Below are 11,922 nucleotides of genomic sequence, written 5' to 3' on the forward strand. Positions count from 1 at the left end.
TAAAATCGCTACTAATAAAAGAAGAATTAGAGAGATAAGTAGGGTAACCAGTAAAATCGCTACTAATAAAAGAAGAATTAGAGAGATAAGTAGGGTAACCAGTAAAATCGCTACTAATAAAAGAAGAATTAGAGAGATAAGTAGGGTAACTAGTGAAATCGCAACTAATAAAAGAAGAATTAGTTATTAAGTAGGGTAACCAGTGGAATCACTACTAATAAAAGAATAATTAGTGATATAAGTAGGGTAACCAGTGGAATTGCTACTAATAAAAGAAGAATTAGAGAGATAAGTAGGGTAACCAGTAAAATCGCTACTAATAAAAGACTACCCTGCCATTGAATTCGCAGAAATGAGTAGCGCTAAAGCTAGTTCCGTGAATTTTGATTAGTATTAGCGTGAATCAATCTCGATTATGATAGATAGAAAGGAGACTTCTCTTGCCAACTTATAACAAACTAGTACGTGACAGAATTCCCGACATCATCCAAAAGTCAGGGAAATTATACAATACAAGAATACTATCTCACTCTGAATATACAATGGCACTTAAACGTAAACTTCAAGAAGAAGTGAATGAATATCTACAGGCAGGGCACTTGAAGGATCAAGGTGAAGAGCTAGCTGATATTCTCGAAGTCGTTTATGCATTATCAGAAGCTCAACAAATGTCAGTTGATGAATTAGATGCGATTAGAAGGACAAAAGCTCAACAAAGAGGAAGGTTCGAGAGTAGGGTGCTTTTGATAGATGTGCAAGAATAAGCTTATTATCATCTTTAAGGCAAAATCAATGGCATTACAAAAGGATACATAAGAAAGCACATGATGCATGCATCATGTGCTTTCTTAATATATGTGAAAAAATCTAACAAGTTATCCTATATAACAACCAACAAGTGCTTTTATATCCATAAAAAGTACCTGATAGCGCTCTCATAAAAGCATTGTAATAGGAAGATAATCTGAATTTTCTTGTTTTGTAGTGTTTTTATGTCACATTTCCTTACAAGTTTGTTGACGTTGCCTTTTATAACAAAGATAATTAACGACATATTAAAGACAAGGAAGTTGGGAGGTGTGTTTTTATTGAATTGAAGATGGCGGTTGTTGGTCCTGTTCCACTTGGTCAAGAGATTTGTCACATTGCCTCAGAGTTTGAGGGGATAGATGTGATTCCACTATTTTATGAATCTGCAGAACAATCACCAAGGTTGATTGAAAACTATAAATTCCCAGTAGATATGTATATTTTTGCTGGTCCTTCACCATTTCAACTAGCATTAAAATTTATTCCAAATTCAAGTATGGCTTATTATATTCCTTTTGAAGGAGCGGATATTTACCGATTACTTTTACAGGTATATGAGCAGTATAACCGATTTCCAGTCATTAGCTACGATATTGTAGATCAAGACTATTTAATAGAAGTATATGAGGAAAATAATCTGACTCTTATTCCTTATTTTTTACATTCTCACAAGGATGGTTTTTTAGATAGTAACGCTTTAGTCCGTTATCATTTAAAGTTATTAAAGAATCAACAAGTTGAAGTGATTGCAACGACAATGAACGCGGTTTATGAGCAGCTAAAGTCGCAGGACGTTCCCGTTTTCTTAATAAAACATACGAAATCCACAATCCGCGATATGTTAGTTAAGGCGATATTAAAGGAGCAAGACATAAAGAAAAAGGAGCTTCAGCTGACGGTATTACGTTTTGAAATTAAGGCGATAGGGGTCCATGATAAGCAGGCTGTAAAGGAAATGATTACTGAAATTATTATTTTCGGACAGAACTATTTATTGAGTACAAGTAATGTAGAGAATATGGTCGTTAGTTTGTTTTCAACAAGAGGTGTGTTTGAAAAGGTAAGTAAGGAGCGAACAGATTTTACATTTATTGAAGCTATGAATCGCAAGAAGCAATTGCTAGTTCACTTAGGGATTGGTATAGGCGATACAGCAGAAAGTGCTAATTTTAATGCACAGAAGGCACTTGAACACGCAAGTTCGAATGAGCGTGGAAGTTGTTATCTTATTGATGAGGATAAGAGAATTTATGGCCCGTTAGGAACAAAGGAATCAGTTAGTTATCCATTATTGTTCAGTAACCGAAAGAATATTACCTTAACACTAAGAAGATTATATGCATGGTTATTCTTGGTGAGAAAGACAAAGGTAACAACGCGAGATATTAGTATGGGCATGAATACGAGTGAGAGACATGCTTCGAGAATACTAAAAAGCTTATGTGATCAAGAGGTAGCAGAAATAACGGGAAAGGAGTCCATGAATCAAAAAGGAAGACCACGCCATATTTACTTCATTCATTTAGATAAATTAAAGGAAGCGGCGAATTAGAGGTGAGGAGGCTTAAACGGTAATGAAGAAGATGTACCACTATTTTATCCTACTATTATTTGTCACAACGTTAGCAGCTTGTACCACTATGCCTAGTGCAGCAAACAATGGAAAAACATATGGGAATGAATTAATCATTGGTATGGAATCAGAAGCGGATGTGTTAGACCCCCACCGGGCAGGGGGGTGGGTAACGATGAGGATTAACTATCAAATGTTTGAACCATTAATCGGGGAAGATTTGAGCAAATCTTCTGGTGAAGCATCTGTACCAGAGCTCATTCCAGTGTTAGCGAAGAGTTGGCAAGTATCTGAGGACGGAAAGATGTATACTTTCCACTTAAGAGAGGGTGTCAAGTTTCATGATGGGACACCATTTAATGCAGAGGCTGTGGATTTTAATATAAAAAGATTAACGGATGAGAATTTTGAATATTTCGATAAAATCGGGTCGAGTCGTACATTTAGAACATGGAAGTTTTTTGATAGAAGTGAAGTGGTGGATGAATATACCCTCAATATTCATTTGAGCTCACCTTTTTCTGAGTTTCCAAGAATGCTAGCTCAGATTAATTCATTACAAATTGTTAGTCCAGAATCGATCATTACAGGGGGCAATGATAGCGTCGGGGAAAATCCCGTTGGAACGGGACCATTTAAATTTAATAATCGTAATCGTGGAGAGAATATAACGCTAGTAAAAAATAAAGACTATTGGGGCGAAAAAGCGAAGTTAGACACAGTTATTTTTAGACCAATGTCTGATCCAGCTAGTAGAGTATTAGCCTTGCAAAATGATGAAGTGGATATCATTGCTGTACCACCGCCTGATGGGATTGAAAATTTAGAAGAAAAAGGATTCGATATTTTATCGGGCACACCGCCACATGTATGGTACTTAACATTTAACTTTGATAACGAATATATGCAAGATCAAAGGGTTAGACAAGCGATTAATTATGCAATTGACCGAGAGGGAATTGCCAATCAGTTGTTAAAAGGAACGGTTTCTCCTGCCTATACCATACAATCTCCAGGGTCGGTGAACTTTGATCCGAGTCGTAAATGGTATGAGTATGACCCAGAAAAGGCAAAGGATTTATTAGCCGAAGCGGGTCTAGAAGATGGGTTTAACATGATATTACAAACTTCTGTAGATGGTTCGGGGCAATTAATGCCTGTTGATATTGCTGAATGGATTCAAAGAGATTTGAAAAAGGTAGGTATTGACGTCACATTGGATACGCAGGAATGGATTACTTATTTCTCAGGATATAGTGATGGCATGGATTCTTCTATTGCTATGAATCAAATGTCTGCTGGTAGAACATCGCCATTCTTTTTATCAATGGTCGCTCATTCGGACTTTGTTGCTCCCGGTGGCTTCAATTCAGGTAAGTATGCAAGTGCAGAAACAGATGAATTGTTAGACCGTGCGTCTACAGCAACAGACGATGTCGAGGCATTAGAAATATGGAGACAAACAGAAGAAAAGATTATGACAGATGCGGCTTTCGCACCAATTGTTCATGATACGGCACCTTATGTAGTGAATAAGCGAGTGAAAGGCTTTGTGGTTCCATCAGAAGAATGGTATACGCTCGCACCTGTTTGGATTGATCAATAAAAAGTGCTGGGAGGAGAAGTAAATGACAAGGTTCTTATTCAAACGAATATTATCAACAATTCCTGTACTTTTAGGAGTAACCATCTTTGTCTTTTTATTAATTCAATTAATTCCTGGTGATCCTGCAAAGTCGATTTTAGGAGGAGATGCGACAACTGAAGCGGTTGAGGCATTGCGAGTGGAAATGGGATTGAATGAATCGATGATTGTGCAATATACGAGCTGGATGGGGGATCTGTTACAGGGAGATTTAGGTTATTCACATACACTTCATACACCGATTACAGAAGAGCTTCTCCCACGATTTTTGAACAGTATGATTCTCACTGTTGCCAGTCTCTTCATATGTGTGGTTCTTGGAGTAATCTTAGGACTCATTAGTGCATTAAGAAAGGGCAGTATTTTTGATAAAGCAAGCATGGGTGTAGCTTTAATTGGTGCGAGCATGCCGGTGTTTTGGATTGCGCTTATGCTTATGTGGCTTTTCTCTTTAGAAATGGGATTATTCCCTGTAAGTGGCATGTACAATATGAGAAGTCCTGGAGGATTACCAGATTTACTACATCATTTACTATTACCAGCTTTCGCAACAGCAACAGTTTCATTAGCGGTGATTGCTAGACTGACTAGAAGTACAATTATTGATACGTTGCAAAAGGATTATGTGAAGTACTTTCAGTCATTCGGATTATCAAATTCGAAGATAAATATTGTACATGTATTAAGAAACTCCTTGCCTCCAATCATTAATATTTCTGGTATGCAAGTGGGTTACCTAATGGGCGGCGCCCTATTTAGCGAAGTTGTTTTTAATTGGCCTGGCATTGGGCAAGCGTTATATGTTGCTGTGACATCAAATGATTATCCAACGATACAAGCAGGAATATTATTGATTTCCATTACATTTGTCATCGTTAATCTCATTGTTGATCTCTTAAATGTATGGCTTAGTCCAAAGTTACAGGATTCAATTAAATCTAATGCGGGGTGAAGATATATGAAGGGATGGAAGATAGCCTATAAGGCTTTTTTAACAGATAAAGTAGCAACAGTTGGTGCATTGATTATAATTATTTCTTTCTTAGTCGCATTATTCGCTCCATGGCTCGCACCTTATCACCCGAATGAAGTGGCTGATGGTAGCATAAGGCTCATGCCACCAGGTACAGATGGTCATCTATTAGGAACAGATCAACAAGGAAGAGATATTTTAAGCCGAATTATCTTTGGGACACAAACATCACTCATATCAGCAGTTGTCCCTGTCGTAATTGCGGCAATGATAAGTATTGGATTAGGAATTATTGCAGGATTTTATCAAGGAATTGTTGGCAATATCATTATGCGTTTAATGGATATTTTCTTCGCATTTCCTGCCGTGTTGTTAGCAATCGCTATTGCTGCGATTTTAGGACCGGGTTTACTTAATGTAATTATTGCGATGATCATTGTCAGAATTCCTTATATGACTCGTGTTGTATATACTGATACCCTTCAAGAAAGTCAGAAGGAATACATTGAAGCAGCGAAGGCTTTTGGTGTGAGCCGTACGGAAATTATGTTTAAACAAATCTTACCGAATGTCCTGCCATCACTAATTGTCTATAGTACAACACTTGCTGGGGTAACGATTGTGACAGTAGCTGGTCTGAGCTTTATCGGGCTTGGTGTTCAGCCACCTGAAGCTGACTGGGGCAGAATGGCTAGTGACGGTAGTGATTTACTAATGCTAGGACATCCCTTTGTTACTTTCTTTCCAGGAATTGCGATTTTAATTCTGTCGTTTGCCTTTAGCATGATTGGTGATGGATTGAGAAACGCACTCGATCCATATGAAAGGTCGAAGGTGAAAAAGGAAAATGTGACCGCTAAAAAACCAATGGTCGCTTGATAATAAATGAAGGATGTGGTGGTGAAATGATTCAGGCGGTAGGACAGAAGCAAGCGTTTCTAGATGTAAGCCATTTAACGACGAAGATTCATACATCAGACGGTTCAATGACAGTACTTGATGATATTAATCTATCGATTGATAATGGTGAAATCATGGCAATAGTAGGAGAGTCAGGGTCGGGGAAATCGATGACTATCCATTCCATCTTACAAATGATAACGAAGAATTTACTAGATAGCTATGAAGGTGAAATTCAAGTGGAAGGGAAAAGTATTTTGGACATTGGGCAGAAGGAGATGCAGAAGATTAGAGGAAAAAAAATCTCACTCGTTGCTCAGAATGCAATGACTTCTCTAGATCCTTCTTATCGTGTAGGTAAACAGATTATCGAAATTATTTTAGATAAAACAAATTTATCTAAGAGGGAGGCGATAGAAAAAGCCATATATTTATTAGAGGAGATGGGGATTGATGAAGCCAAAAGAGTGTTTCAATCATTTCCACATCAATTGAGTGGAGGACTGAGACAAAGGGTAGTTATTGCCATGTCTCTCGCCTGTGATCCAGATCTTATTATTGCAGACGAACCGACTTCTGCTTTGGATCCCACTGTACAATTGCAAGTACTTGAGCTATTCCAAAAGATTAATCGTGAGTTAGGGACAGCTATTCTTATCATTACACATGATTTCGGCGTAGTTGCTAGAATAGCAGAAAGTGTGGCTGTGATGTATGCTGGACAAATTGTTGAGCAAGGGAAGACGAGTGAGGTGATTTACAATCCACAACATCCTTATACAAATAGTCTGCTCAACTGTATACCCGATTTAGATTGGATTTTCCAAGATAATGTGGGAAAGAAACCGTTATTTCAAATTAAAGGGGAGCCACCCAATTTAATGAATATAAGTAGTGGTTGTCGATTTGCAAGTCGCTGTCATATGGCTAAAGATATTTGCCATGCTAAACAACCAGACCTTAAAAGAGTGCATTCACTTGATTTGAACCACGCCGTTCGTTGTCTATTAACTGAAAGGAGAGAATCCTATGCAAAGTGAGTCCTTATTAGATGTAAGTGGTCTAACAAAGGTATATGGTAACAAAGGTTCATTGTTCGTACCGCGAAAGGAAATACTAGCTGTTAATAAGGTAAGCTTTTCTATTAATAGAGGAGAGACGTTTGGTTTAATTGGTGAGTCTGGTTCCGGGAAAACAACGATTGGTCGGATGGTGATGCGATTAATTGATGCAACGGCTGGCGACATTCAATATAAAGGTAAGTCCATTCTGTCGATGAAGAAGGGAGAGATGGATAAGTTAAGAAACGAGATGCAAATCATGTTTCAAGACTCTGGTTCGGCATTCAACCCAAGAAAAACGATTGGGGAGCAAATTCTTCATCCTTTGAATAAATTCTATCCTGGTAATGAAGCTCAGATTCAGTATAAAAAGGTGATTGAAATGCTTGATGTAGTTGGATTGCGTTCAGACTTTTACCACCGATATCCACATGAATTATCTGGTGGTCAAAGGCAGCGAGCAGGTATTGCAAGGGCATTGATCGTGAAACCGAAATTTCTTGTCCTAGATGAACCTGTATCAGCTTTAGATGTTTCAGTTAAAGCTCAGATTATGAATCTCTTAATAGAGCTACAGAAAGAATTTCAATTAACCTACCTTTTTATAGCCCATAATTTAGATTTAGTTGCTTACTTCTGTGATCGTGTAGCTGTCCTTTCAAAGGGGAAAATGATAGAAACGGCACCTACAATCGATTTGTTTAGAAAGCCTCAACATGAAGTGACACAAAAACTATTAAGTTCCATTCTAACATTAGATGGGGATTTAGGAGATTACTATCGCAAGCAATCTGTCATATAAAATGGAGGGGTTTTACATGGAAAATGTGTTTTTCAAAGATATTGAGTCCGTTGCACAGATGTTAAAGGTTCAGGAAGTATCGCCTATAGATTTAACGAAAAAGTTACTTGAACGGATTCAATCAATTAATCCTGTATTAAATGCATATATCACTTTGATGAGTAAAGATGCATTAGAGCAGGCTACGGTACTTGAAAAAGAATTAAAAGAAGGGATTATTAGGGGTTCACTCCATGGCATACCAATTGCCTTAAAAGATATATTTGAAACGAAGGGGAGCGTGACTACTTCTGGTTCTAGAATCTTTGAAAACTTCATTTCCCAAAAGGATGCCGAAATCGTAAAGCTACTAAAAAAAGCAGGGGCAATTATAATAGGGAAGGCAAATCTTCATGAATTCGCGATGGGGGCGACAACAGAAAATCCTCATTATGGTCCTTCAAGAAACCCATGGAATATATTGAAAATTCCTGGTGGATCGAGTGGTGGATCTGCTGTAGCCGTTGCAGCGGGGATGGCATTTGCTGCTATTGGTACGGATACAGGAGGTTCCATTCGCTTACCGTCTGCTTTATGTGGTGTTGTTGGTTTAAAACCAACATATGATTTAATTAGTACCGATGGATGTACGCCTTTAAGTAAGAGTCTGGACCATATTGGGCCAATGACAAGAACGGTTGCTGATAGTCGTATACTCCTTCAAGTCATGGCAGATGCCAAAAAGTTAGAACGAGTCGATCTTAGTATCCGACTGAAGGATTTAAAAGGTGTAAAAGTAGCTATTTGCAAAGATTATTTCTTTGAAGGAATGGATGAAGAAATAGCCATTCATATTCATCAGGCATTAGCTAAGCTTGAAAATCTCGGAGCAGAAATAATTGAAGTAGATATTGTTGGTATACAGGAGGCGCTACAAGCACAAAAAATAATTTTCAAAGCAGAAGCCTATGCTTTTCATGAATCTATGTTTATGGATAAATCACACCTCTATGGAGAGGATATACAGTTCCGCTTACAAGCTGGAAAAGATGTGTTAGCAAGTGAATACATTCAGGCCAAACAATATCAGCAAGCCTTCCAACAACATATCGAACATAAAATGCAAGCAGAACAAATTGATGTCTTCTTTTCACCAACGAATATAATACCGCCTTTTGATATTGGAAGTGTTGGTCCCGAAGAATCGGTGAATAATATTTTTCGATTAGGCAAGACACCACTAGGGAATTTGTTAGGGCTACCTATATTGTCGGTTCCTTGTGGTTTTACATCAGAAAGACTACCTATTGGGTTCCAAATCATGGGAAGGATGTTTGAGGAAGGGAAAGTATTAGCCATCGGTGAAGTATACGAACAATCAGAGGGTTGGGTATCATATTTAGAGAGAAATGAAGTTTATCAAATAGAGAAAACGATGTAATTTGCAAAGGGAAACTCTAGAGGGGTTAAGGCTCTAGAGTTCTTCCTTTTGTTAAAAACGCTGCTATTTCCTTGCTACTTCTAAGTGTGATTATCTTCAAATTTGGCTTAGTATCTTTATATTTACGAAACCGCTCATGCATTTTTGTCTTTCTTCTATAATAAGTAGTCACGATAAACTTAAAGAATACCCAGTCAATTTTTTCATGACAGCCTTCAGTTATATCAGGTCTTGATCTTTTATGAAATTGGATACGGCGTTTAAAAATCCGGTAGAGACAGGTGGAGAGAGGGAGTTCTAAGTAGATGATTGTATCTGCTGCTGCTGTTCTAATGGGGAAGGTACTAGTGTAATTCCCCTCAATAATCCATTCAGGTTGTTTTATAATGCCTTGTTGAAGGTGTATGAATCTCTCTTCTGTTGATTCTTTCCAATTGGGGAGCCAGTATAAGGTATCTAAATGATGGACATCTATTTGTAGCTTCTTGCTAAGTTTTCGAGCAAAAGTGGACTTGCCAACACCTGCAGATACACCTATAACCATGATTTTTTTCATACAATATACTCACTCCTCTTCTACATAAGCTTATTTACGCTATTAGAGAGCTTCATTTTCCTTTAAAATGATAGTAACTGTCAAGTAGGAGGAAAATAGAATGATTGAAGAAGAAATGTACAATCGAGCCATCACATTTATTGAACAGCGCTATCCTAAAGGGTGGGGTGGAGCGGCTGTGATTCATACTGGTGATGAACGTTATCTCATTAGTGTCGCACCAGTCACGTTTAACGCTAGTACGGAGTTATGTATTGAAGTTGGTGCCATTTGTGAAGCACATAAATTCAATATTGATGTCACACATTGTTTATGTGTCGTCCGTGATAATGAGAATAGCCCCTTTAAAGTTCTTTCACCATGTGGTATTTGTCAAGAGCGTTTGCGCTATTGGGGACCGGAAGTGAGAGTCGGAGTAACGACAAAAGAAAAGCTACTTAAGTTTGTTCCTTTAGGTGAACTTCAACCTTTTCATTGGACAAATGCTTATCCAGCTGAAGAAATCGAGAGCTTTACTAGCAATGTAGAAAAGTTGCGTTGATTAAGGATTAATGTATAGATATAATCAAATAAAGACATTTGTGCAAGTAGTAATAAAACCACACCCTTCATAAAATCATTTTAAAAATTGATTTTGTGCTAGGTGTGGTTTATTATGGAAAATTATAGTGTCAAGCCACCATCAACCATCACTGTTGTCCCAGTCATGTAGCTTGATGCATCAGATGCTAAGAAGCTCACCACGTTCGCGATTTCTTGAGGTTCAGAATATCTACCCATGCGCATCACACTGATTTCAGCAGGGACATAACCAGTTGTTTTCATTTGCTCTTCCACTCCTTTAGTCAGCGGAGTGGCTACGCCACCGGGACAGATGGCATTTACACGGATTCCTTTTGATACATATTCGAGTGCAGCCCCTTTTGTTAAACCAACTACAGCATGTTTACTTGCAGAATAGGCTGCAGCACTATGCTCAGAGCGAACGCCTGCAGTAGAAGCGGTATTGATGATGTGTCCATGGCCTTGTTGTTCCATCACTTTTAAAACCGCTTTCATACCAAGGAATACTCCTTTAGTATTAATATTCATCACACGATCGAATTCGGATTCTTCGATATCAGTGAACATCGAGAATTTTTGTACAACTCCAGCATTATTGAAAAATACATCAATGGTGCCGAAAGTATCCACTGCTTTTTGGACATAATGATTAACATCATCCGCATTAGATACATCTGCTTTAATGAAAATGGCTTCCACGCCTTTTTCTTTTACTAGATCGAGTGTTTCATTGGCAATTGTTTCATTGAAGTCAACGATAACTAAGTTAAAACCGTCTTCTGCTAATTTAATCGCAGAAGCGCGTCCAATTCCTCCACCTGCACCTGTTATAACTGCTGTTTTCTTACTCATATAAACATCCCCTTTTGCGAATAAAATTGGTCGACAAGTTCAGTGTTAGACACCTTGTCTATTTAAATGATAAACTATTTGAGATGTTGTTAGGTACAAAGAAACCTTCTTTTCTAAGAAGATAGACATAAATAAAGTATGTGTTGAGGATGGTGGTTTCGTGATAAAAGACCCAAGGGTGTTGCAAACTTTTGATTTGTTGTGCAAAGGGTTTACAAATTTACTCCAATCAGATGCCCTCGAGCAAATCAATATTAAGAAGCTAACGGAAGCTTCGAAAATCAACCGCACGACCTTTTATTTACATTTTGCCGATTTACAAGCTTTTGTTACCTATTATGTTAATCGCCTTTTCCAACATTGGTCGGATATCGTAAATAGTGTTCCTTCTCTTCCAGAACATAAATCACTACAAGAGCCTTATCCAGGTTTAGTGCAATTATTAGAATATATTAAAAGTGAACAAGAGCTTTATCATTGCTTATTAGTTGAGCATCGTTTGCCATTATTTACAGTAGCTTTAAGAGAATGGATGATTAAATTTACTAACCAAGGTTTTGGTACGGTCACACAAACTCCTACCTTAAGCGAATCGGAGAGAAAAGTAAGGGAAGTTCATATTCTAAGCGGTACGATTGGGTCCATTGTATGGTGGCTAGAAGAGGGATTTCCGATATCATCGCAAAAACTTGCAGAAGAATTGACCTTAATAGCGGCGAAGGGACCTTTTTATTTAAAATAGAAAAAAGTACTTGAAAATTCAGAA

Annotated in this window: 13 protein-coding genes; 11 read left to right on the forward strand and 2 right to left on the reverse strand. The window is 37.8% G+C overall.

The features are described from left to right. The 9 genes from U9M49_RS12820 to U9M49_RS12860 all read left to right on the forward strand — a co-directional run. Positions 1-190 (forward strand): hypothetical protein (locus U9M49_RS12820; protein WP_322909929.1); only part of this gene is annotated, 190 nt, incomplete at its 5' end. A gap of 250 nt (positions 191-440) precedes the next feature. Next, entirely contained in the window at positions 441-764 is a 324-nt protein-coding gene (locus U9M49_RS12825; protein ID WP_095370414.1) for a nucleoside triphosphate pyrophosphohydrolase, read from the forward strand. Positions 765-1,093: 329 nt separating this feature from the next. After that, the gene (locus tag U9M49_RS12830) at positions 1,094-2,362 is read left to right on the forward strand and encodes a hypothetical protein (RefSeq protein ID WP_307317299.1); all 1,269 of its coding nucleotides are present in this window, start codon (positions 1,094-1,096) and stop codon (positions 2,360-2,362) included. A 22-nt stretch (positions 2,363-2,384) separates the two neighbouring features. Then, positions 2,385-3,989, forward strand: coding sequence for an ABC transporter substrate-binding protein (locus tag U9M49_RS12835; protein WP_307317297.1), 1,605 nt, complete (start codon positions 2,385-2,387; stop codon positions 3,987-3,989). Between the two features lie 22 nt (positions 3,990-4,011). Continuing rightward, the gene (locus U9M49_RS12840) at positions 4,012-4,980 is read left to right on the forward strand and encodes an ABC transporter permease (RefSeq protein ID WP_095370411.1); all 969 of its coding nucleotides are present in this window, start codon (positions 4,012-4,014) and stop codon (positions 4,978-4,980) included. A gap of 6 nt (positions 4,981-4,986) precedes the next feature. Further along, the gene (locus U9M49_RS12845) at positions 4,987-5,880 is read left to right on the forward strand and encodes an ABC transporter permease (RefSeq protein ID WP_322909930.1); all 894 of its coding nucleotides are present in this window, start codon (positions 4,987-4,989) and stop codon (positions 5,878-5,880) included. A gap of 26 nt (positions 5,881-5,906) precedes the next feature. Further along, positions 5,907-6,941, forward strand: coding sequence for an ABC transporter ATP-binding protein (locus U9M49_RS12850; RefSeq protein ID WP_095370409.1), 1,035 nt, complete (start codon positions 5,907-5,909; stop codon positions 6,939-6,941). Continuing rightward, positions 6,931-7,764 carry an ATP-binding cassette domain-containing protein gene (locus U9M49_RS12855; RefSeq protein ID WP_322909931.1) on the forward strand — a complete coding sequence of 278 codons (834 nt, stop codon included), beginning with the start codon at positions 6,931-6,933 and terminating at the stop codon, positions 7,762-7,764. The genes U9M49_RS12850 and U9M49_RS12855 overlap by 11 nt, the downstream gene beginning before the upstream one ends. Before the next feature lie 16 nt (positions 7,765-7,780). After that, positions 7,781-9,184: an amidase gene (locus U9M49_RS12860; RefSeq protein ID WP_322909932.1), complete on the forward strand. Its 1,404-nt coding sequence runs from the start codon at positions 7,781-7,783 to the stop codon at positions 9,182-9,184. Between the two features lie 25 nt (positions 9,185-9,209). On the opposite strand, the gene U9M49_RS12865 is transcribed toward U9M49_RS12860, so the two are convergent. After that, positions 9,210-9,740, reverse strand: coding sequence for a topology modulation protein (locus U9M49_RS12865; RefSeq protein ID WP_095370406.1), 531 nt, complete (start codon positions 9,738-9,740; stop codon positions 9,210-9,212). 100 nt (positions 9,741-9,840) lie between these two features. Here U9M49_RS12865 and U9M49_RS12870 point away from each other — a divergent pair, with 100 nt between their 5' ends. Further along, on the forward strand, positions 9,841-10,281 hold the full coding sequence (locus U9M49_RS12870) for a cytidine deaminase (protein ID WP_095370405.1): 441 nt from the start codon (positions 9,841-9,843) through the stop codon (positions 10,279-10,281). A gap of 122 nt (positions 10,282-10,403) precedes the next feature. Here U9M49_RS12870 and U9M49_RS12875 read toward each other — a convergent pair whose 3' ends face one another. Further along, a complete protein-coding gene (locus U9M49_RS12875; RefSeq protein WP_095370404.1) occupies positions 10,404-11,156 on the reverse strand; it encodes an SDR family NAD(P)-dependent oxidoreductase in 753 nt (250 codons plus the stop codon). 160 nt (positions 11,157-11,316) lie between these two features. On the opposite strand from U9M49_RS12875, the gene U9M49_RS12880 reads away from it, so the two are divergent. After that, the gene (locus U9M49_RS12880) at positions 11,317-11,898 is read left to right on the forward strand and encodes a TetR-like C-terminal domain-containing protein (RefSeq protein WP_095370403.1); all 582 of its coding nucleotides are present in this window, start codon (positions 11,317-11,319) and stop codon (positions 11,896-11,898) included. Positions 11,899-11,922: the final 24 nt, after the last annotated feature.

The sequence above is a fragment of the Cytobacillus sp. OWB-43 genome (genome assembly GCF_034651445.1).
In the GTDB taxonomy this organism is placed as follows: Bacteria; Bacillota; Bacilli; order Bacillales; family Cytobacillaceae; genus Cytobacillus; species Cytobacillus kochii.